Consider the following 19397-nt stretch of genomic DNA (forward strand, 5'->3'; position numbering starts at 1 on the left):
TCACTGCATCCACTCCGGCTTGATCGGCAGCCCGTTGGCCGCGCGGTATTCACAAATGGCCTTGAGGTTGTCCAGCTCCAGCTGGTGACCGGCGGAGAACATCTCCCAGAAATCGCCGACCCACACCGGCCGCTTCGGCGGCGCGGTCTCGGGATAACCGTTCTCGTCGTAGAAGGGGTGCTTGCAGTTCACCCACAGCACCACCGAACCGGGCTTGTCGAACACCACTTGCGCGTCGACCACTCGCATCAGGTAGATCATCCAGAGGTGTTCGGACTGGTCCCAGGCGCAGTGATAGTCGACGGTCATCGCGTCGGAATGGGCGACGGTGCGGGTGAAACACTTGGTCTCGTCACCGAGCCGGTCGTAGGAAAGCCACAGCCCCGGTTCGTCGGTTTCGGTGAATCCGCGCAGGCTGTAGGTCCATTCCTCGAGTGAGCGGGTGTCGGCGAGATACTCGAAGACCTCGCGTGGCGGTGCGTCGATATAGGTCTGGACCGGGCAGTAGTCACCGAAGATCTGGTCGTGCGGGTACACCGAACGCAGCATGTCCATGATGATCGGGGTCGTCGCCTCCCGATCCGAGTTCTCGATGCGCAGCACGCCGGGCACTGTCTGGCCGGGAATGTCGCTGAGTGCGGGCAGGGCACTTGTTGTCACGGTGTTCTCCTCGTCGGTCAGGAAAGGAAGGGCAGGAACGGCGGGATTTCGTCGGGGTCGCAAAGGATTTCGACGAAGGACGGACCGTCGGTGGTCAGGCAACGGTGCAGGGTCGCGTCGAGTTCGGTGGGGTCGTCGACGGTGTGGGCGGGTAGTCCGGGGAACATGGCGGCGATGCCCGCCCCGAGACGTGTTGTGCGGAAACGGTTGAAGCTGTATCGATCTCGGTAATAGAGCTGCTCACGGGTGACGCACATGGCGTGCGCGTTGTTGTTGAACACCACGAAGGTGATCGGCAGGTCGTATTCGACGGCGGTGTGGATCTCCATGCCGTGCATGAAGAACGACCCGTCGCCGGCGATCACGACGGTGCGGTGGGCGGCACCGCGGGCGAACGCCGAACCGATTCCGGCGCCGAACGCGTAACCCATGCCACCCATGCCGAGCGCGACGACGAATCGTCCACCCTCGGGCACCCGTAGGTAATGCACCACCGAGGCGCCGGTGTTACCCGCATCGACGAAAATGTCGGCGCCCTCGGGCAGTTCGCGCTGGATCGCCTCCACGACTGAGCGGTAGCGCAGGCCGGGGCCGTCGGCGGCCGGAACGGACATGAGGGTGAGGTCGGTGTTGTGCGGTTCGGTGCGTGTGGCTACGGCTGAGTCGTGGTCGACCACGGGGTGGTGTCGCTCGGGATGCAGGACGGTCAGCGCGGTCGCGAGGTCGGTGCTGGTCGCGTGCGTGGCGGGCAGGTAGGGGGTCAGCGCTCCGACGCTGAGCAGGGGTAGCCCGGCGAGGGCGTCGTCGAGGCCCACGCGGGCGGTGACCGGGAGGCGGGTGCCGACCAGCAGGCAGGCGCTCGCCGATTCGAGCGCCTCGAGCAGGTCGGCGTGGCCCATGCTGCCCGCGACACCGCAGAAGCCGGGGCCGGTGTTGGAATACACGTCCTTCGCGTCCGGTGCCACACCGATCGAGGCATCGAGTGTCTCGACCAGTTCCGCGAGTTCGATGCGGGCATTGTCGCGGGCGACCTGATCGCCCGCGATGACCACGACCTTTCCCAACCTGCGGGCGGTGGCGAGCTGAGTGGCAACCTCGGCAAGGGCGCTGTGCTGGTGGATGGCCGAGCTGGTCGGTCCGGTGACTGCCCGGCCGACGGTCGCGGGCCGTTGACCATTGCTGTGTGCCGCGATCAGATCCGGCATCATCTGCTGCTGAATATCTTTGGGTAGCAACAACACCGCAGGCCCACCGGACTCGGCTGCCGCGATTGCCTCGGCGAGCTGCCCAGGCACCTGCGCCGGTTCGGTGACCCGCCCGCAGTATCGGCTCACGGTCGCGAACAATGCTGCGGCGTCGAGGGATTCGGCCAGTCCACTGGAATCCTGGAACGCGCCGCGGCCTTCCAGGCTTGTCGGCGGCTGACCGACCAGCGCGAGTACCGGCACCCGCGATGTAAATGACTCGGCCAGCCCCGCAACAAGATTCACCGCCCCACCACCCGAAGTCGCGGCGACGACCCCGAGTCCACCGGTGGTGCGCGCGTACCCGTCGGCCATGGTCGCCGCCGAGAACTCGTGTTTGGCGATGATCCCGGCCGGGTGACCGCCCGCGTCGAAGATCGCGTCGTAGAGATCTTCGATATTGGCGCCGTCGACGCCGAAGATCTGGCCGATGCCCCGGTCGGCCACCGCCCGTACCAGGTAGTCCACCACTCGGTCCGGCATCGGCACTCCTTCTCCGCCACGCAATCCACAGCGGTATCCACCGCCGTCACCTGGGATTACGTGGCACGCCGACACCGAGTTCAGAGGGTGGGCGAATACCAACCCTTGTGTGTACGTATACATCTATGTATATTGAGTTCATGCCCAACAAGACGATCTACGTATCCGACGACGACCTGCCGGTGTTCCAGCGGGCTCAGGAGCTCGTCGGCGGCAACCTCTCCAGCACGGTGGTCAGCGCACTGCGCAAGCTCATCGAGTCGGAGGAGGGTCGTGCGGCCGGGTTCGACGAGGTCGTCCTGAGGGTTGGTCGCGACGGCGTGCGGCAGGTGCGGTTCCAGGGCGTTCTGCTGGGCGAATGGCGCGATATGACCGACAAGCGGACGCTGCACCAGCAGGTGTATCGCAGCCGCAAGGGCAAGTTCGTGCTCGCCACCCACACCGCGAAGTGGAAGGATTACCCGTCCGACGACCTGGGTGACCTGAAGGACTGGAAGAACTGGCGGCGCCTGCTCGGCATCGGCGAGCAGGCCACCGACTGGGGCGACTACGAGTACGAGATCCTCGACGATTTGAAAGACCTGAAGGGCCGCATCCCCGACAACCTGTACCGCAAGGTCGAAGAGGTCACCGCGCACCCGCGCATCGAAGACCTCGACATCTAGCGCACCACAGCAACTCTCACCGACACCGCGGCCCCTGGGGGCGGTGTGGCTAAAACATGCACTTATTCGCACCAATGAATGCAATCTTCTGGAAAGGGACGACCATGGTCCACCCGGCCATCACCGCCCGCGGCCTGCGTAAGGCGTACGGCGAGCACACGGTTCTCGACGGCATCGACCTCACCGTCGCCGAGGGCACGATCTTCTCCCTGCTCGGCCCCAACGGCGCGGGCAAGACCACCACCGTGCAGATCCTCACCACCCTGATCGGCGCCGACGACGGCGAGATCCGGGTCGGTGGCCACGACGTACGCTCCTCGGTCGACGACGTGCGGGAGCACATCGGAGTCACCGGCCAGTTCGCCGCCGTCGACGAGTTGCTCACCGGCCGCGAGAACCTCGAGCTCATGGGCGCCCTGAACCACCTCCCGAAGCGGGAGATCCGCAGTCTCGCCACCGAGTTGCTGGAACGGTTCGACCTCGTCGAGGCCGCCGACAAGCCGGCGAGCACCTACTCCGGCGGGATGACCCGCAGGCTCGACCTGGCCATGACCCTCGTCGGCGATCCGCGCATCATTTTCCTCGACGAACCGACCACCGGACTCGACCCGCGCAGCCGCCGGTCCATCTGGGACATCATCCGCACGCTCGTCGACGACCTCGGCGTCACCGTCTTCCTCACCACCCAGTACCTGGAGGAAGCCGATCAGCTGGCCGACCGCATCGCGGTGCTCGATCAGGGCCGCATCGTCGCCGAAGGCACCGCGGCCGAACTCAAACGGCTCATTCCCGGCGGACACATCCGCATCGACTTCGCCGACCGTGCCCGCCTCGACGCGGCGCGCTTCGCCCTCGGTTCCTCGGCGCAGGTGCTCGAAGGCAGCGACGGCCTCACCCTCGCCGTGCCGGGTGACGGTGGCGTGCGTTCGTTGCGCGCGGTGCTCGATGTGCTCGACGCCAATCACATCGAGGCGGGTGGCATCTCGGTGCACACCCCGAACCTCGACGACGTGTTCCTCACCCTCACCGGCAAGCCGACCACTCAGGAGACCGTGCGATGACCACCCAGACCGTCCGGCGCGATCACACGTTCGCCGACACCATGACGATGTTGCGCCGCAACATCACCCACGCCAAGCGCTATCCGAGCATGACGTTCAGCATCATCATCATGCCGATCGTGCTGCTGCTCGTGTTCAACTACGTGTTCGGCGGCGCGCTCGAAAAGTCCTCCGGCGGTGAGTACATCGACTACCTCGCCCCCGGCATGCTGTTGCTGCTGCCCGCCTACATGACGGTGTCTGTGGCGGTCTCGATAGCCACCGACGCCAGCAAGGGCATCGTGAATCGCTTTCGGGTGATGGCGATTTCGCAATCCTCGATGCTCACCGGCCATGTGCTCGGCGCACTCATCCAAGCGATGGCGGGTATCACGGTGATGACCGCTGTGGCACTGCTCATCGGATTCCGGCCCAACGCCAACGCTCTGGAATGGGTGGCGGCCTTCGGGTTGCTCGCGCTGGTGACCTTCGCCTTCGTCTGGCTTGCCATCGCACTCGGTCTGCTGTCGCCGAACGCCGAAAGCGCCAGCAACGCACCGTTTCCCATCGTGATGATGCCGTTCCTCGGCAGCGGCCTGGTCGCCACCGACACCATGCCGGTCGGCCTGCGTCAGTTCGCCGAGTACCAGCCCTTCACTCCCATCACCGAAACCCTGCGCGGACTGCTGATGGGCACCGAGATCGGGGTGAACGGCTGGGTGTCGCTGGCCTGGTGCGCCGCGATCGCAGGCGGCGGGTTCCTCTGGTCAAAATCCATCTTCCGCAAGCAAACCCGCTGAGACACACCAGGTCCGGCCGCCCGGAGTGAGCGGCCGGACTTTTCACATGTCCGCGACCAGAACCGTTCGTCCCGAATCGGCCCAGGTGATCTCGACCCGGTCGATCGACTCCGGTGCCGCGTCGATGGTGCGATCGATGGTGAGTTCGGTGCCGGGGCCGGCGGGCCAGCGGTCCAGCTCGGTGCGCTGACCGTCGGAGGCGGTCACCACCAGGGCGAGATTCGCGGTGTAGCCGTAGTCGCTTTGCCCATAGCTGCAGGTCATCACCAGGCGGGTGCGGTCGCCGTCGCGAATCAGGCGCACCTGAGCGCTCACCGGGGTCTGCGCCTGCGCACGCATCTGCTGCTCGGCGACGACCTGCTCGGCGGGCGGCCGGGTGACCTGCACCGTGACCGGAACGGCGATCACCGCGGCGGCCGCGGCGGCCCCTACCGCACCGGCGATCGTGGTGAACCGGCGGCGTTTGCGCCGCCGCTCGGCGGCACCGGCCAGCGACACCAGATCGGGTGTGGGGGAAGGTGGTTCGACCATCGACAGCGCAGTTTCGCGATCCACGAGACCGAGCATCCCCGGCATCCCCGCCAGCTCGGCGACCGCCTCGCGGCAGTGTGGGCAGTCGAGCAGATGGGCCTCGTACTCGCGGCGCTCGGCCGCGTCGAGCGAACCGAGGACGTAGGCGGCGTCCCAGGTGCTGTACTCGTCGGCGAGGTCGGTCATCGGGTCGTCACCCCCATCTCCTGTAGTGCCAGCCGCATCGCCCGCATGCCGTAGTGCAGCCGCGATTTCACCGTCCCCGGCGGGATACCCAGCTCCTCGGCGATCTGCGCGGCACCGAGCCCGCGATAGTAGGCCCGCACGATCACCTCCCGGTGATCCGGGCTCAACGTGCTCAGTGCGTCGGCGACCAGCCAACCGTCCAGCGCCCGATCCGATTGGTCGGGGCTCACCTGCTCCGGTGGTGCGTCGGTGCCGAACTCGCGGCGGTTGCGGGCGCTGCGATGCTCGTCGACGGCGAGATTACGGGCCACGGTGAACAACCACGCTCGCGGGGAGGTGCCGGTCTGCGCGAGCACCGCGGGTCGCTGCCAGGCACGCAGCAAGGTCTCCTGCACGATGTCCTCGGCGCGGCCGGGATCGCGGACCAAGCCGAGGGTGAAGCGCCACAGCGCGGGGGCGTGCTCGGCGTAGAGCGCACGCATCAGTTCGTCGCGACCGTCGTCCATCGGCGGTCCGGGTCACTGCTCGTCGGGGTTCATGGTGTTACTCCTGCTCGTCGCAGGGGTAACGGGATCAATTACGTTCTAGTTCAATCGGGTGGGTGGCCAGCAGCGACAGCGGCAACGGCTGACGCCGCAACACTCCTGCCCACAGGTCGTGGCGATCGGTCGCGACCGGGTCCGACGGCAACGCCGACACCACCACCCAGTCGTCGTTGTCGAGTTCACCCTCGAGCTGACCCATCGACCAGCCCGCGTACCCGGCGAACACGCGAATGCCCTCCACCAGCGGGGCGATCTCGTCGGGATCGGCATCCAGGTCCACGAGCACCACGCGCCCGTCCACCCGGCGCAGCCCGCGCACCTCGCCGATCTCGGCGCCGACCCGGAGCACGCCGAGGCACAGCGCGGCGTCGCGTTTCACCGGTCCACCGATGTAGAGCTCGGCCGGCTCGGCCACCAGGTCGGCCCACAGCGGCAGCACATCGCGCACCGGCGTCTCGCTCGGGCGGTTGAGCACCACGCCGAGACTGCCCGCGTCGTTGTGCTCGATGACGTACACGACTGTCCGCCGAAAAGTAGGTTCTACCAGGTCGATCGCGGACACCAGCAGGTTACCGGCACGGATGCGGGCACCGAGCTGTCCGCGCCGTCGGTCGTCGCCGTGCCCGTCGCGAGTCCGGCGTTCGTCCGGGTCGTCTCCGCGTGCCACCGGCCCATCATCGCATTGGATCGGGGTCCCGCGCTTCCCTCGACCCGGGGAGAGCCGGAAATATCTCGCCCCGACCGGCCCGGCGCTGCCCGGTAGGGTCGCGGCATGCACACGCCCGAAGTCCTGCTCGACGACAGCGACGCCGTGTACGACTACTACCTGCGACATCGGCAGAACCGGTGGAAGGCGCTGGCTTCCTACGCGGTGCTCGCCCGGCGGTTCCGGCCGAGGATCAGCTACGCCGAGGGCGCCAAGGCACAGGTCGCCGCGCTGGTGCGCGGCAAGCGGCCGATCATCTACGCCATCAACCACCTGTCGACAAGCGACCCGTACACCGTCGCCGCCGCGGCCTGGCGGTCCCCGCTGCGCGCCAAGATCGGCCGGGTGCGGGTGCTGGCCAAGGACGAGCTGTTCGCCGATCCCGAACAGCGCCGCAAGGTCGACATGATGGGTGGGATCCCGGTGTTCCGGGGCAAGGACCACGGCATTCGCGCGGTGAACGCGGCAGGTCAGCGCATGATGGACGTGTGCGCCCAGCGCCTCGCCGACGGCGATCACCTCGCGGTCTTCCCCGAGGGCACCTGCAACCTCGTCGACCACAAAACGGTGCAGCCGGTCGGTAGCGGTATCGGGCACATCGCCTTCCGCGCCGCCAAACTCGGCGCCCCGCCCGCCCTTGTCGCCATCGGCCTGAGTTACGGGCCACGCCCCGCCGACGCGATCGAACCCGGCGCCGACGAGGTGGTGTCGTCGAGCTTCTACTTCCGAACGCCCGTGCTGGAGCTACCCGCGCGACCTGGCGATATCGCCCGCCTTGTCAAGGACGAACTGCAAGCCGCCGTCGACGGCGCCGTCGCCAACTACTGAGGCAGCCCGAACATCTCCCTGGCCCCCTGTGGGACCAGGGAGATGTAGCGAGGGTTTTCGGTGATGAAGTGCAGCACCATCGAACACATCGGCAGGATCTCGAACCCTTCTTTGCGGCTGGTGGTCAGCGCGGACTCGACCAGCGTGTTCCCCAACCCGCGACCCTGGAATTCCGGGTAGACCTCGGTGTGGACGAGGGCGCGTTCGGCACCGGTGTCCTGGTATTCGATGTAGCCGGCGGGGGTACCGTCGGAGATGAGTTCGAACCGCTCCAGCGCGGTATTTTCGCGGACCTCGGTCGCCATGGGTAGAAGCTACAGTGTTTGTTGGAGCGCTGGCGCGCTCGAGTTCGCGGCCGGGAAGGCGGGGTGGTGCGTTCTCGCGCAGTGGTGTTGTCGAAGACGGTGGCGGGTTCTGGGGTTTGCCCGGAGAATGTCGGGATGAGTGGTCCTCGAGTGGTGCTTGCCCCTGACAAGTTCAAGGGTTCGCTGACCGCGCCCGAGGTGGCGGCCGCGTTGGGGGTGGGGATCAGGCGCCGGGTGCCAGGGGCCGATGTGCGGGCGGTGCCGGTGGCCGACGGTGGGGACGGGATGGTCGAGGCCTTCGCGGCGGCCGGGTGGCAGCGGGTCGAGATCGACGCGCCGGGGCCCACGGGTGAGCCTTCGCGGGCGGTGTACGCCATGCGCGACGAGACCGCGGTGGTTGAGCTGGCCGCGGCGGTCGGGTTGGTGAAACTCCCCGGTGGCAGGCTCGCACCGTTGCGGGCCGACACCTTCGGTCTCGGCGTCGTGGTGGCGCACGCGCTGGACGCGGGGGCGCGCGAGATCGTGCTCGGGCTCGGAGGAAGCGCCTCGACCGATGGTGGATCGGGTCTGCTGCGGGCACTCGGCCTGCGCCTGCTCGACGAGAACAACGACGAACTGGACGGCACCGCGATGGACGTCGTCACCCTGCTGAGCCGGGTGGCGGCCGTCGACCGGGCCGGCCTGCATCCCGCTGTCGCGCGGGCACGGTTCACCCTCGCCTGCGATGTCGACAACCCGCTGCTCGGCCCGGCCGGTGCGGTGGCGGTGTACTCGCCGCAGAAGGGCGCCGACCGGCACATGATGGTGAAACTCGAAGCGGCACTCACCCATTGGGCTGCCATCCTCGGCACCGGCTATGCCGAGATCGGGGGCGCGGGCGCGGCGGGCGGCACCGGTTTCGGGGCGCTGGCCGTCCTCGGCGCCGAGGTGCGCAGCGGCATCGACGTGTTGCTCGAGCTGCTCGAGTTCACCGCGCTGGTCAAAGGGGCGACGCTGGTGGTGACGGGTGAAGGGTCGCTCGATCACCAGAGCATGCACGGCAAGGCGCCAGTGGGTGTCGCCGCGGCGGCCAACGCGGCGCGGGTGCCGGTGGTGGCGGCGGTGGGTCGAACGATGCTGTCGCCGGGCGAGATTCGCGCCGCCGGGTTCGCCGCCTGCTACCCGCTCAGCGAACTGGAACCCGACGCGGCCCGGTCGATGCTGACCGCCGGGAAACTACTCGAACGCATCGGCGAGCGCATCGCCCGCGAACACCTGTAGCCCGCCGGTCACACCAGCACGGCGCGATGCCGGTCGCCCCACGCCTCGAGCGGGGCGAGCGCGTCGCGCAGCGTTTCGCCGAGCGGGGTCAGCGAGTATTCGACGCGCGGCGGGATCTCCGGGAAGATCTCGCGACGCACCACCCCGGCCGCCTCGAGATGGCGCAAGTTCTCGGTGAGCACCTTCTCGCTCACCCCGTCGAGCAGCCGCCGGATGTTGCCGAATCGCTGCGGCCCTTCGCCGAGCACCCACATCAGGTGCAGTTTCCATTTGCCACCGACCACGTCGATAGCCAGGCTCATGCCACACACCTGGTGATCTGCGTCACTGCTCATCGTCTGCGCACCCTTCTGACCGTATTTCGAACCTATAGGTAAGCAACCGCACTGCGACGTGCGGTCTTCCCGCGCGCTGCCGACGCCGACACCATGGAAACCGGCGCCGAACCAATCCGTATCGAAAAAGCGAAGGGCTACACCATGAGTACCCGATCAGTTTCCGTTCTCGGCCTGGGCCCGATGGGTCAGTCCATGGTCAAGGCCTTCCTCGAGGCGGGCGTCGAGGTGACCGTGTGGAACCGCAGCACCGCCAAGGTCGACGCCATGGTCGCCCTCGGCGCCAAGCGGGCCGAGACCGTCGCCGAGGCGCTCGACGCCAACGAGGTGTCGGTGCTCAGCCTCACCCACTACGACGCCATGTACGACGTGCTCGGCCAGGCGGTCGACCACCTGCCCGGCAAGGTGATCGCCAACCTGTCCTCCGATTCGCCGGAGAAGGCGCGCGCCGGTGCGAAGTGGGTGCGTGAGCGCGGCGCCGAATTCTTCTCCGGCGGCGTGATGTCGGCGGGCGACAATATCGCCCATCCCGCGTCCTACATCTTCTACAGCGGCCCCAAGGCGGTGTTCGACGCGCACGCCGACCTGCTGCGCCCGCTGAGCCCGCAGGAGTACCTCGGCGCCGACGACGGCCTCGCGCAGGTCTTCTACCAGGCGTTGCTGGTGATCTTCCACCCCTGGCTGCTCGCCTTCGACCAGGCCACCGCCGTGATCTCGAAGTCCGGTCACGACATCGCCCAGTTCGTTCCGTTCGCGGTCCGCGCCAGCGAGGCGTTCCCGTACTTCATGGAGCAGTTCTCGGTGGCGAACCAGAACGGCGGCTGGGCCGACCTGGCCAGTCTGAAGATGATGGACGCCGGCGCCCAGCACATCATCGACGCCAGCGAGGAAGTCGGTGTCGACGCGGCGTTCTCGCACCTGGCGCAGTCGTTCTGGCGCAAGGCCATCGCGGCCACCGAGACCGCGGGCAAGCCCGTGTCGACCTATGAGCTGATGCGCGGCGAGAACTCCTGAGGCAGTAGCGAAACCGTCCGACGTGCGGTCGGACGGTTCGCTCGTTCTAGGCCGTTCCGGTGCCGAGCCGGGGGAACGGCTCGGTGGAGAACACCACCTCCACGGCTACCTCGAAATAGGCCGCGATGCGCAGCGCCAGGTGCAGGCTCGGGCTGTACTCGCCGCGTTCGAGGTAGCCGATGGTCTGGTAGTGCACGCCGAGTGCTTCGGCGAGGTCCCGCCGGGAGATGCCACGCTCGGCGCGCAACATCGCGATGCGGTTGTAGATGACCTCAGAAGGCACGCTGCATCGCCTTTTCCCGTCGCGTCGCCATGGTGGCACCCGATTCGTGCTGGGCCATCCGCCGCAGCACGAGGGGTGCGAGGGTCAGGCCGGCGACAGCCCAGATACCAAGAACCCCAACCATTTCCAGATGCCGCCAGGACTGGTCGAGTTCGATGCCGACGGCCTCGCCCGGCAACAGCGCCGAGCGCATGCCGAGGGCGAGCCAGTACATCGGGAACAGCTGGCCGAGCACCTGCAACCAGCCGGGCAGCGCCGTGATCGGGTAGAAGACGCCGGAGATGGCGATCAGGCCCATCAGCGGGATGGTCAGCAGGAAGGCCGTCCTGGTGTCGAGTACGCTGCCGAGGATGGCGCCGATCGGCAGCACGGCCAGCAGGCCGAGCGCGAGCACCCACGCGAAGGTCGCCACCGCGCCGGGTCCGCTCAGCGACGAGCCGCCGATGATCGCCATTCCCACACCGAGCACGATAACCACCTGCGCTACCACCGCCCCCGTGGTGCTCACGATTTTGCCGACGAAGTAGCCGACCATGCCCTTGGGCACCGCTTTGGCCCGCAGCAGCGTGCCGTCCTCGCGGTCGAGCACCAGCACATTGAGGATGGCGTACATCCCGTTGAAGGCGATGATGCTGCCGAGCAGGCCGGGTACCGCCAGCTCGGCGATACCGAGCCCGCTGTCGCCGTAGTCGCGGTCGCGCAGCAGGAACAGCACGCCGAGAGTGATTGCCGGGGTGAGGAATTGGCCGATCAGATCGGGTGCGTTGGTGTAGACCTGTCGCAGTTCGATCAGGCCGCGGGCGAAGCCGGCGCGCAGAGCGGTGTTCATCGGGTCACCTCCGTGAGGGCGTGGACGGTCTCGCCGGACTCGGCGCGCCGGACCAGGGTCATATAGGTGTCTTCCAGCGAGGCGCGGCGCACCTCGAGGTCGGCGATGTCGGTGCCGTGCTGGGTGAACAGCTCGTGCACGAACTTGGTGGACTCGGTGGTGGTGTGCACGAACCGCTGATCGTCGACGGTCCAGCTCACCTGCGCTTCCCCCGCGATCGAGCGGGCCAGCGCGTCGGGTGAGCCGTCGGCGATCACCCGCCCACCGGCCAGGATCAGGATGCGGTCGGCCAGCTTCTCCGCCTCGTCCAGATCGTGGGTGGTGAGCAGGACGGTGGTGTTCTCCAGATCGGCTAGCCGGTGCACCAGATCGTGGAAATCGCGGCGCGCGGCCGGGTCGAAACCGGCGGTGGGCTCGTCCATGAACAGCAGTTCGGGCCTGCCGACGATGCCGATGGCCACATCGAGCCTGCGCCGCTGCCCGCCCGAGAGGGTGGCGATCTTCGCGCCCGCCTGCTCGGTGAGGCCGACGAGTTCGATGAGCTCGTCTGTGTCCCAAGGCCGTTGGATATTCGCCGTGGCGTAGGGGCGGTAGTAGGTGCCGAGGTGCTGAAGTAGTTCGCGCACACGCCATTTCGCGTGGTCGCGCCAGGACTGCAACACCACCCCCACCCTGGCGCGCCAGTGTTCGTCACCGTGTTCGGGATCGGCCCCCAGCACATCGACCCGACCGGCCGACCTCCTGCGGAACCCCTCGAGGATCTCGATCGTGGTGGTTTTGCCCGCGCCGTTCGGCCCGAGCATGACGAGCACCTCCCCGCGCGTGGCCTGAAATGTCACATCGTGCAGCACGTCCGCCTCGTCGTAGCGCATCCGCAACCGCTGGACGTCGAGAACGACGCCGTTACTCGAAGCCATGATTCCTCCCAGTCATCGACCTTCGATGATATGTAGCATATGTACTACATCTGATCGTGGCAATGCTTTCGCGAAATCGGGCAAATCGGATCTCGATGCTCCCTCCTGATCGATGGCTGACATGCTTGGGGCATGGAGAACGCGAGTCGCTACCTGGCTCCCTCGGGTATCGAGGCGACACTGCTCGGAGTCGTCAATTGGCTGCCGAGACTCGGCATCAGCATCATGGGTTCGCGGCTGCTCGCCGTGCGCGGCCGCACCAGCGGCGAATGGCGCACCACCATGGTGAACGTGCTCACCGACGCCGACGGCACGCGTTATCTGGTCGCACCGCGCGGCCACACCCAGTGGGTGCGCAATCTGCGCGTCGCGGGTGGGGGTGAACTGCGACTGGGTCGCAAGGCCGAAACCTTCGCGGCCACCGAGGTTCCCGATGCGGACAAGGTGCCGGTACTGCGCCTCTATCTGAAGAAATTCGGCTGGGAGGTCGGCGCCTTCTTCGAGGGCGTCGGCAAGGATTCGACCGACGAGGAACTCGCCGCGATCGCGCCGGGATTCCCCGTCTTCCGCCTGGCCTAGATCCGCGTACTCAGGAACTCGATCGCCGCCGCGTAACCCTGGATGCCGAGTCCGGCGATGACGGCGGTGGCGATGGGGGAGACGAAGGAGTGGTGCCGGAACTCCTCGCGGGCATGCACATTGCTGATGTGCACCTCGACGATCGGCACCTCCGGGATCACCAGGGCATCGCGCAGGGCGACCGAAGTATGGGTGAGGCCACCGGGATTCACGACGATGGCCGACTCGACGCCGCGCGCCTGATGGATCCGATCGATCAGGGCGCCTTCGTGATTGGACTGGAACGCCACCACCTCGCGCCCGAAGCGGGCCGCCGTGCGCTCGCAGAGGGCGACCACGTCGTCGAGGGTGTCCGAACCGTAGATCTGTGGTTGACGGGTGCCGAGCATGTTCAGGTTCGGCCCGTTCAGTACGAGAATCGGACCGGTGGCCTGCACGGACGTCTCCATGCGTCGAGCCTAACCCGCGGCCCCGGCCTCGGGTCGTCGCACCGTCGTCGGGTCGACCGTTCCGTGTGCCGGGGCCGCCGAACTCAGAGGCCGGTAGGGCCTTCCGCGCGTAGGTCGTCCACTTTGCGCATGGCTTCGCGCAATTCGGCCAACCAGCTCTCGGCGTGCTTGCCCGCCAGTTTCACCGTCCAGGCCAGCGCGTCGGCGCGGGAACGGGCGACGCCCGCGTCGATCAGGGTGTCGAGCACCTGGCGTTCGGGCTGACGCAGGCGCGTCATCACGGGAACAGCCAAGTGGGTGAACAGGATTCGTTCACCGTTCACCCGAACGCCCCAGGCGACACTCCGCCCGTAGCGGCGCTGAGCCTCGTCGGCGATGCGCATGCGTGCCGGGCGGGTCGACTCGCGGAAGCGGGCGAGCGCGCCCTCGCGGGTCGCCGCCGAGGCGGGTGCGTCCGCGTCGCCGGGATCGGGGAGTTCGCCGACGACGACGATCTCGTCGCGGTCGATCTCGAGTTCGGGCGGGCCGGTGAACCAGTCGGCGGGCAATCGCCCGGCGAACCAGTCGGCGGCATCGGCCGCATCGGGGAGGTCGGCCTGTTGCCAGCCGCCGGGACGGCCGAATCCGCGTTCGCGATGGGCGTTGCGCATGATGATCACCTGCTGTCGGAGAGTGCATGTGCTGCAGTGATTACAAGATTACGCCGAAATTCGGGTGTGCGATTGTGCCGTGGGTGAACGCGAAATCGGATGGCCGGTGGCGCGCGATTGGTTGTCGGTGCCGATGGGTACCCTCGCTGTGAATCGCCAGACGATGCGAGATACTCACAAGTGTGCGGGCCTGCCGGTACGGTAAGCGCGCCAGTTGTTGCCACTGGCAGGGCGAGGTTCGAAATCACCCCCTCACGGGGTCGGAGTTCGGGCACAATCGATGTGCTGAGGTCGGATAGCGTCCCGTTTACCGGGGCATCGGAGACGGGTCAACTTCCGGTACGGTTGTTTTGTTACCGGAGTGGCAAGAGTGAAGAGTGGGCGATATGGATGTGTGGGGATCCCGCCGCTTTCGCGTCCGGGGCGCAATGGCGATCGCGGGGGTTGCGACCCTCGCCATGGCACTGTGCTCGTGCGGCGTGGGTGGGAAGACGAGTGAGTCCGAGACCGTGGTCCAGCGGTTCACCGACCTGCTCGACAAACAGGACTACACCAAAGCCGCCGACCTGACCTCCTACCCGGCCGCCGCTTCGGCAACCATCAAGCAAATGTTCGAGGGGCTACAGTCGGGCACCGTCGACTACGAGAAGACCCAGGTCATCGACCTCGACGCGCAGTCGGCCATTTTCAGCATGGACGTGGCCTGGAACTTCGGCGAGAACAAGGACTGGAGCTACACGCTGCAGGGCACCGTTCGCAAGCTCGCCATCGGCTGGCGGATCAGCTGGGACCCCGCCGTGGTGATGCCGCAGCTGGCGAACAACCGCACCGTGAAGCTCGTGCGAACCACGGCCAAGCCGCCGCCGCGCGTGGTCGACCTGGCGGGCGAGCCGCTGATGACCGAACAGATCATCAATGTCATCAAGATCGACCCAGCCCGCACCGGCGACCTCGTCGCCTCAACCAACGCACTGGCCGAGGCCATCGAACCCGTCGCCCCGCTCATCACCGGGCCCTACCTGATGGAGCAGCTCGCTGCCTCGCAGGGCAAGCCGGTGGTCGCGGTGAATCTGCGCGAGGGTGATTTCGCCATTCTCGAGCCGAGGATGGCCAAGGTGCCGGGCGTGGTGATGGAAAAGCAGCCCAAGCTGATCTCCGCCGACCGCCGCACCTGGTCGCCGATGCTCGACTCGCTGCGCGAGGTGTGGAAGGCCAGCCTGGAGGCCACGGCCGGCTGGGGCGTGCAGATCTTCGAGGCCGACGGACGGTTCGTCAACCAGGTGGCCGGATACCAGGGCCCCGCCGGTCCCGACATCGCCGCGACCATGGACCAGCGCCTGCAGCGGGCCGCCGAGGACGCGGTGGTCAGCGTCGGCACGCCTGCCTCGGTGGTGGCGATCCAGCCGTCGACCGGTGCGGTCGTCGCGGTGGCGCAGAACAGTTACGCCACCGAGAAGGGGCCCATCGCGTTCACCGGGCTGTTCCCGGCGGGCGGCACGATGGAACTGTTCCGCGCGGTCGCCGCCGCGACGAAGAACAAAGCACCACAGGATGTTTCGGTGCAGGAAGCCGCGGAGGCCGCCGCCGCGCTCGGCGTGGGTGTCGACTTCAAGGTGGCCGGGCTCGACGAGGTCACGGGACGGATCGCCGCACCCGGACGCAGCACCGAACAGGTGCGTCAGGGCGCCGGATCCGATGCGGTGCTGGCCAGCCCGTTCGGCATGGCGCTCGCCGCCGCCGCCATCGCACGCGGCGAGGTGGCCGCGCCGATGATCGAGGCGGGCAAGCCGGGCAAGGTCGACAACCCGATCCCGGCCCTGCCCCAACCCGCCGTCGACCGGTTGCGCGCGATGATGCACGAGGGCATCAACAAACCGGAAACCGCCGCGCTGCGTGGGTTCCGCGACGTCACCGCGTTCGCCGCGACCGGCGGATCCGACGGCTGGCTGCTCGCCACGATGGGCGACCTGGCGTTCGCGGTCCACATCGCCGATGTCGACAGCGGCGACGCCACCTCCCGCCTGGCCGCGGTCCTCCTGAAGTCCCTGGCCACCCCGGACGCTTGAGAAGCGCACAACTAGTCTGCTGAGTGTGAAGAGATTCGCGCCTGCTGCTGTCGACGCCCTGCTCGTGATCGTTTTTTGTGCGATCGGGCGGCGTAGTCATGACGAGGATGTGCTTGCCGGGCTGGTGAAGACGGTGTGGCCGTTCGCGGTCGGGCTTCTCGTCGGGTGGGGGGTCGCTTGGGCCGTCGCACGGGGGAGGCGGTTCGATCCGGCGGCGCTGTGGCCGAGTGGGGTGGTGATCTGGGGGTCGACGCTCGTCGGTGGGATGGTGTTGCGGGCTGTGAGTGGGCAGGGGACCGCGGTGAGCTTCATGATCGTGGCGGCCTCGGTGCTCGCGCTGTTCCTGCTCGGGTGGCGGGCGGCTGTGCGCGCGCTGCGCTAGATCCGGCGCTGCTTGAACTCGGCCTCGTATTCCTCGTCGTCGGCCTGCTTGGTGCGGAACAGGAACGCGAAGACGATCCAGCCGACGATCGCGACCAGGATGAAACTCACGAACCGGTACACGAACGCGGCGGCGACCGCCTGCGCGGCGGGCAGGCCCGCACCGGCGGTGAGACCGTAGATCAAGGTGGCGTCCACGTAGACGATGCCGCCGGGCGCGAAGGGAATCGAACCCACCGCCTTGCCTGCGGCGAACGCGATGAGCAGGCCGGACAGCTTGGGATCGGCACCCACCGCGTAACACGCCGCACCGAGACAGGCCACGTCGGCGAACCGGTGCACCAGCGCCCACACCCCTACCAGCGCGCCGTCACGTTTGCCCAGGTCGACCGATTCCAGTTGCGCCCGGATCTCGGCCAGCTCGGGGATGCCGTGGTCGGCGGGCTTCTTCCGTAATCGGTTGACCAGCGCCAGCACCTTGCGCAGCATCGCCTCGAGCGTGCCCGGATGCCTGGCCAGATAGGAGCCCGCCACCAGCACCGCACCCAGCAGCACCAGGGTGGCGATGAGTTTCACGCCGATGCCCTGGCCGACGAGGGCAGCGCCCGCGATACCGAGCAGCGCGAGCCCGGCGGCGGCGACCACGCCGGAGAACACCAGCTGCCACGACGCCACGATCGGGCTCGCACCCCAGCGCCGGGTCTGGCGGTAGGTGAAGGCGGTGGAGAACACCTGGCCCGCGGGCAGGGTCAGCGACATGGCGGTGGCGCCGTACACCACCGACACCGACTTGCCCTGGCTCACGTCGACCCCGCCCGCGTGCAGCAGTTGCTTCTGCACCCGCCCGAACCCGCTCATGGACACGGCCTGGGCGAACACGCACAGCAGCACCCAGCCCCAGTGGATCTCGGTGAGCGTGCGCCACGATTCGTGCAGCCGGGGCCACAGGTACACGCCCTCGCCGACCAGCAGCGCGAGCAGGATCGCGCCGAGTACCCACTTCACCCAGCGAAAACGGTTTCCTCGGCGCGCGACGGGATGCGCGGCGGGATCGCCTGCTAGGTCGCCGTCGGCCGTCACCATGTCAGCCTAGCGAACGCGACTGTTCTCCCTGGTCCACGCCGGGCGTGGCCGCCACCGGTTTCGGCCAGGCCAGGCGGGTTTTTCTGCGTCTGCCACGCAGCTGGACCTCGTCGCCGGTCTCCCAATGGTCTTGCTCGCTTTCCGAGGCGAAGTACAGCGCGCTACCCGAAGCGAGAACGCGGCCGGGGTGCTCTTTGGCCAGTTCGGTGAGTCGCGACGCCTCGTTGACGGGGTCGCCGATCACGGTGTATTCGAAACGATTCGCCGCGCCGATATTGCCCGCGACGGCCAGCCCCGCCGACACGCCGATGCCGACGTCGAGAGTGGTCACTTCCCGCAGCGCTTCACGCAGCTCACGGGCAGCGGCCAGGGCGGCGGTCGGCGCGTCGGGGCGGTCGAGCGGTGCGCCGAAGATGGCGAGGGCGGCGTCGCCGACGAACTTGTTGACGAAGCCGTGGTGGCGGTCGATCACGTCGACGACCACCCGGAAGAACTCGTTGAGCAGGCTCACCACCTCGGTGGGCGGACGTTCGGCCGCGGCCGCGGTCGACCCGACCATGTCGACGAAAAGCACCGCGACGAAGCGGGTCTCACCGCCGAGTTCGGTCCCGTAGTCCAGCGCGCGCTGCGCGACTTCCTCACCGACGTGCTGACCGAACAGTTCCTGCAGCTTGCGGCGTTTGGCTGCCTCTTCCATCATCCGGTTGAAACCGACCTGCAGCAGGCCGATCTCGCTGCCGTCGTAGACCTCCACCTGCACGTCACGCGCGCCCGCCTGCACCCTGTTGATGGCTTGGGACAGCTGGCGGACAGGGTCGGAGATGGACGATCCGGTGAGCATCGACAGCGCGAGCGCCTGCAGGATCACCACGCCGCACAGCAGCAGGATGGAGATGGCAAGCGACTTCGCCGAGAACTTCACGTCCGAGGAGATCTGGGTGACGCACAGCAGCACGATCGCGATGGTCGGCGCGAAGGTGCCCATTCCCCAGGTCATCGCCATGCGTGTGCCGACGCCGGGGGTGAGGGTGTGGTCGAAGGTGCCCTCGGTGAGCGCCTCGGCCGCGACCGGGCGCAGAATGCGTTCGCCGAGCATGTAGGTGAAGCCGAACACGATGGTGGCGGCCATACATTCGGTGACGATCACCGCGCCGGCCAGCTCCGGCGATTCGGCGATGATCAGCGCGGCGAGGATGGCGCCGCCGATGATCCACAGGACCAGGTGCACGATCGACTGCCGCAACGGCACGTGCAGCGCCGCCATCTGTTCGCGCCTGCTCGGCGGACCACCGCGCATCTGCCAGCGCATCACCGGGCGCAACATGATGGCGGCGGCGATGATGCTGAGCACCGCGGCGGCACCGAACACGACGAGCGGAGCGAGCAGACCCGCTTCGCGCACGCCACCCTGATGACCCTCGGGAACCGGCAGGCCGTACTGGATGAACGCCCAGACCAGCACCGCGCCGAAGGCATTGGCCAGCAGTACCGAGGTCAGATACAGCGGCCAGCGCGTTCGCATGGTCTGTTTGACCGCTTCCAGAGGCGCCGACACGAC

The 19397-nt window shown here is 67.6% G+C and carries 23 protein-coding genes; 9 read left to right on the plus strand and 14 right to left on the minus strand.

Annotated elements, in window-relative coordinates; all coding sequences use genetic code 11:
* On the minus strand, positions 1–660 hold the full coding sequence (locus ACSVDM_RS16385) for an SRPBCC family protein (RefSeq protein ID WP_439265922.1): 660 nt from the start codon (positions 658–660) through the stop codon (positions 1–3).
* 17 nt (positions 661–677) lie between these two features.
* Entirely contained in the window at positions 678–2387 is a 1710-nt protein-coding gene (locus tag ACSVDM_RS16390) for a thiamine pyrophosphate-binding protein (RefSeq protein ID WP_439265924.1), read from the minus strand.
* A 140-nt stretch (positions 2388–2527) separates the two neighbouring features.
* On the opposite strand from ACSVDM_RS16390, the gene ACSVDM_RS16395 reads away from it, so the two are divergent.
* The 3 genes from ACSVDM_RS16395 (at position 2528) to ACSVDM_RS16405 (ending at position 4892) form a co-directional block, all read left to right on the plus strand.
* Positions 2528–3052: an EXLDI protein gene (locus ACSVDM_RS16395; RefSeq protein ID WP_439265926.1), complete on the plus strand. Its 525-nt coding sequence runs from the start codon at positions 2528–2530 to the stop codon at positions 3050–3052.
* Positions 3053–3156: 104 nt separating this feature from the next.
* Entirely contained in the window at positions 3157–4113 is a 957-nt protein-coding gene (locus tag ACSVDM_RS16400) for an ATP-binding cassette domain-containing protein (RefSeq protein WP_439265928.1), read from the plus strand.
* On the plus strand, positions 4110–4892 hold the full coding sequence (locus ACSVDM_RS16405; RefSeq protein WP_181699830.1) for an ABC transporter permease: 783 nt from the start codon (positions 4110–4112) through the stop codon (positions 4890–4892). The genes ACSVDM_RS16400 and ACSVDM_RS16405 overlap by 4 nt, the downstream gene beginning before the upstream one ends.
* A 42-nt stretch (positions 4893–4934) precedes the next feature.
* Here the strand turns inward: ACSVDM_RS16405 and ACSVDM_RS16410 are convergent, their stop codons facing one another.
* The 3 genes from ACSVDM_RS16410 to ACSVDM_RS16420 all read right to left on the minus strand — a co-directional run bounded on the left by ACSVDM_RS16410 (position 4935) and on the right by ACSVDM_RS16420 (position 6821).
* Positions 4935–5609 carry a zf-HC2 domain-containing protein gene (locus ACSVDM_RS16410; protein ID WP_439265931.1) on the minus strand — a complete coding sequence of 225 codons (675 nt, stop codon included), beginning with the start codon at positions 5607–5609 and terminating at the stop codon, positions 4935–4937.
* On the minus strand, positions 5606–6115 hold the full coding sequence (locus ACSVDM_RS16415; RefSeq protein ID WP_067497718.1) for a sigma-70 family RNA polymerase sigma factor: 510 nt from the start codon (positions 6113–6115) through the stop codon (positions 5606–5608). Before ACSVDM_RS16415 ends, ACSVDM_RS16410 begins: the two co-directional genes overlap by 4 nt.
* Positions 6116–6182: 67 nt before the next feature.
* Entirely contained in the window at positions 6183–6821 is a 639-nt protein-coding gene (locus tag ACSVDM_RS16420; protein ID WP_084457503.1) for a YqgE/AlgH family protein, read from the minus strand.
* Between the two features lie 105 nt (positions 6822–6926).
* Here ACSVDM_RS16420 and ACSVDM_RS16425 point away from each other — a divergent pair, with 105 nt between their 5' ends.
* Positions 6927–7688 carry a lysophospholipid acyltransferase family protein gene (locus ACSVDM_RS16425; RefSeq protein ID WP_067643509.1) on the plus strand — a complete coding sequence of 254 codons (762 nt, stop codon included), beginning with the start codon at positions 6927–6929 and terminating at the stop codon, positions 7686–7688.
* Here ACSVDM_RS16425 and ACSVDM_RS16430 read toward each other — a convergent pair.
* On the minus strand, positions 7682–7993 hold the full coding sequence (locus ACSVDM_RS16430; protein ID WP_439265934.1) for a GNAT family N-acetyltransferase: 312 nt from the start codon (positions 7991–7993) through the stop codon (positions 7682–7684). The two genes, ACSVDM_RS16425 and ACSVDM_RS16430, sit on opposite strands and share 7 nt — an antisense overlap.
* A 135-nt stretch (positions 7994–8128) precedes the next feature.
* Here ACSVDM_RS16430 and ACSVDM_RS16435 point away from each other — a divergent pair, with 135 nt between their 5' ends.
* Positions 8129–9253 carry a glycerate kinase gene (locus ACSVDM_RS16435; RefSeq protein ID WP_439265936.1) on the plus strand — a complete coding sequence of 375 codons (1125 nt, stop codon included), beginning with the start codon at positions 8129–8131 and terminating at the stop codon, positions 9251–9253.
* Between the two features lie 8 nt (positions 9254–9261).
* Here the strand turns inward: ACSVDM_RS16435 and ACSVDM_RS16440 are convergent, their stop codons facing one another.
* Positions 9262–9588, minus strand: coding sequence for a winged helix-turn-helix transcriptional regulator (locus ACSVDM_RS16440; RefSeq protein WP_067497730.1), 327 nt, complete (start codon positions 9586–9588; stop codon positions 9262–9264).
* A gap of 144 nt (positions 9589–9732) precedes the next feature.
* Here ACSVDM_RS16440 and ACSVDM_RS16445 point away from each other — a divergent pair, with 144 nt between their 5' ends.
* The gene (locus ACSVDM_RS16445; RefSeq protein ID WP_439265939.1) at positions 9733–10602 is read left to right on the plus strand and encodes an NAD(P)-dependent oxidoreductase; all 870 of its coding nucleotides are present in this window, start codon (positions 9733–9735) and stop codon (positions 10600–10602) included.
* Between the two features lie 46 nt (positions 10603–10648).
* Here ACSVDM_RS16445 and ACSVDM_RS16450 read toward each other — a convergent pair whose 3' ends face one another.
* From ACSVDM_RS16450 to ACSVDM_RS16460, 3 genes are read right to left on the minus strand one after another with little or no spacing between them, the layout of a single operon-like run.
* Positions 10649–10885, minus strand: coding sequence for a helix-turn-helix transcriptional regulator (locus ACSVDM_RS16450; protein WP_067643518.1), 237 nt, complete (start codon positions 10883–10885; stop codon positions 10649–10651).
* Positions 10875–11714 carry an ABC transporter permease gene (locus ACSVDM_RS16455; protein ID WP_439265941.1) on the minus strand — a complete coding sequence of 280 codons (840 nt, stop codon included), beginning with the start codon at positions 11712–11714 and terminating at the stop codon, positions 10875–10877. Before ACSVDM_RS16455 ends, ACSVDM_RS16450 begins: the two co-directional genes overlap by 11 nt.
* The gene (locus ACSVDM_RS16460) at positions 11711–12631 is read right to left on the minus strand and encodes an ABC transporter ATP-binding protein (protein WP_357150683.1); all 921 of its coding nucleotides are present in this window, start codon (positions 12629–12631) and stop codon (positions 11711–11713) included. Before ACSVDM_RS16460 ends, ACSVDM_RS16455 begins: the two co-directional genes overlap by 4 nt.
* A 132-nt stretch (positions 12632–12763) precedes the next feature.
* On the opposite strand from ACSVDM_RS16460, the gene ACSVDM_RS16465 reads away from it, so the two are divergent.
* Positions 12764–13210, plus strand: a complete 447-nt coding sequence (locus ACSVDM_RS16465) for a nitroreductase/quinone reductase family protein (protein ID WP_439265943.1) — start codon at positions 12764–12766, stop codon at positions 13208–13210.
* Here ACSVDM_RS16465 and aroQ read toward each other — a convergent pair.
* A complete protein-coding gene (aroQ, locus tag ACSVDM_RS16470; RefSeq protein WP_439265945.1) occupies positions 13207–13659 on the minus strand; it encodes a type II 3-dehydroquinate dehydratase in 453 nt (150 codons plus the stop codon). The genes ACSVDM_RS16465 and aroQ overlap by 4 nt on opposite strands.
* A gap of 83 nt (positions 13660–13742) precedes the next feature.
* Positions 13743–14309, minus strand: coding sequence for a hypothetical protein (locus ACSVDM_RS16475; protein WP_067497800.1), 567 nt, complete (start codon positions 14307–14309; stop codon positions 13743–13745).
* Positions 14310–14788: 479 nt separating this feature from the next.
* Between ACSVDM_RS16475 and ACSVDM_RS16480 the strand changes: the two genes are divergently transcribed.
* On the plus strand, positions 14789–16375 hold the full coding sequence (locus ACSVDM_RS16480) for an NTF2-like N-terminal transpeptidase domain-containing protein (protein WP_439265948.1): 1587 nt from the start codon (positions 14789–14791) through the stop codon (positions 16373–16375).
* A 25-nt stretch (positions 16376–16400) separates the two neighbouring features.
* A complete protein-coding gene (locus tag ACSVDM_RS16485; protein ID WP_439265950.1) occupies positions 16401–16757 on the plus strand; it encodes a DUF3054 domain-containing protein in 357 nt (118 codons plus the stop codon).
* Here ACSVDM_RS16485 and ACSVDM_RS16490 read toward each other — a convergent pair.
* Positions 16754–17836, minus strand: a complete 1083-nt coding sequence (locus tag ACSVDM_RS16490; RefSeq protein ID WP_439265952.1) for a lysylphosphatidylglycerol synthase transmembrane domain-containing protein — start codon at positions 17834–17836, stop codon at positions 16754–16756. The genes ACSVDM_RS16485 and ACSVDM_RS16490 overlap by 4 nt on opposite strands.
* Before the next feature lie 4 nt (positions 17837–17840).
* On the minus strand, positions 17841–19361 hold the full coding sequence (locus tag ACSVDM_RS16495) for an adenylate/guanylate cyclase domain-containing protein (RefSeq protein WP_357150781.1): 1521 nt from the start codon (positions 19359–19361) through the stop codon (positions 17841–17843).
* Positions 19362–19397 lie beyond the last annotated feature (36 nt).

The organism is Nocardia sp. JW2 (genome assembly GCF_051843015.1).
Taxonomy (GTDB): Bacteria; Actinomycetota; Actinomycetes; order Mycobacteriales; family Mycobacteriaceae; genus Nocardia; species Nocardia coubleae.

Excerpts from the sequence above, each read along its gene's own strand:
- ACSVDM_RS16390 (WP_439265924.1), bottom strand. The coding sequence starts at position 2,387 with ATGCCGGACCGAGTGGTGGACTACCTGGTACGGGCGGTGGCCGACCGG.
- ACSVDM_RS16395 (WP_439265926.1), top strand. The coding sequence starts at position 2,528 with ATGCCCAACAAGACGATCTACGTATCCGACGACGACCTGCCGGTGTTC.
- ACSVDM_RS16400 (WP_439265928.1), top strand. The coding sequence starts at position 3,157 with ATGGTCCACCCGGCCATCACCGCCCGCGGCCTGCGTAAGGCGTACGGC.
- ACSVDM_RS16405 (WP_181699830.1), top strand. The coding sequence starts at position 4,110 with ATGACCACCCAGACCGTCCGGCGCGATCACACGTTCGCCGACACCATG.
- ACSVDM_RS16410 (WP_439265931.1), bottom strand. The coding sequence starts at position 5,609 with ATGACCGACCTCGCCGACGAGTACAGCACCTGGGACGCCGCCTACGTC.
- ACSVDM_RS16415 (WP_067497718.1), bottom strand. The coding sequence starts at position 6,115 with ATGGACGACGGTCGCGACGAACTGATGCGTGCGCTCTACGCCGAGCAC.
- ACSVDM_RS16425 (WP_067643509.1), top strand. The coding sequence starts at position 6,927 with ATGCACACGCCCGAAGTCCTGCTCGACGACAGCGACGCCGTGTACGAC.
- ACSVDM_RS16430 (WP_439265934.1), bottom strand. The coding sequence starts at position 7,993 with ATGGCGACCGAGGTCCGCGAAAATACCGCGCTGGAGCGGTTCGAACTC.
- ACSVDM_RS16435 (WP_439265936.1), top strand. The coding sequence starts at position 8,129 with ATGAGTGGTCCTCGAGTGGTGCTTGCCCCTGACAAGTTCAAGGGTTCG.
- ACSVDM_RS16440 (WP_067497730.1), bottom strand. The coding sequence starts at position 9,588 with ATGAGCAGTGACGCAGATCACCAGGTGTGTGGCATGAGCCTGGCTATC.
- ACSVDM_RS16445 (WP_439265939.1), top strand. The coding sequence starts at position 9,733 with ATGAGTACCCGATCAGTTTCCGTTCTCGGCCTGGGCCCGATGGGTCAG.
- ACSVDM_RS16455 (WP_439265941.1), bottom strand. The coding sequence starts at position 11,714 with ATGAACACCGCTCTGCGCGCCGGCTTCGCCCGCGGCCTGATCGAACTG.
- ACSVDM_RS16460 (WP_357150683.1), bottom strand. The coding sequence starts at position 12,631 with ATGGCTTCGAGTAACGGCGTCGTTCTCGACGTCCAGCGGTTGCGGATG.
- ACSVDM_RS16465 (WP_439265943.1), top strand. The coding sequence starts at position 12,764 with ATGGAGAACGCGAGTCGCTACCTGGCTCCCTCGGGTATCGAGGCGACA.
- aroQ (WP_439265945.1), bottom strand. The coding sequence starts at position 13,659 with ATGGAGACGTCCGTGCAGGCCACCGGTCCGATTCTCGTACTGAACGGG.
- ACSVDM_RS16475 (WP_067497800.1), bottom strand. The coding sequence starts at position 14,309 with ATGCGCAACGCCCATCGCGAACGCGGATTCGGCCGTCCCGGCGGCTGG.
- ACSVDM_RS16495 (WP_357150781.1), bottom strand. The coding sequence starts at position 19,361 with ATGCGAACGCGCTGGCCGCTGTATCTGACCTCGGTACTGCTGGCCAAT.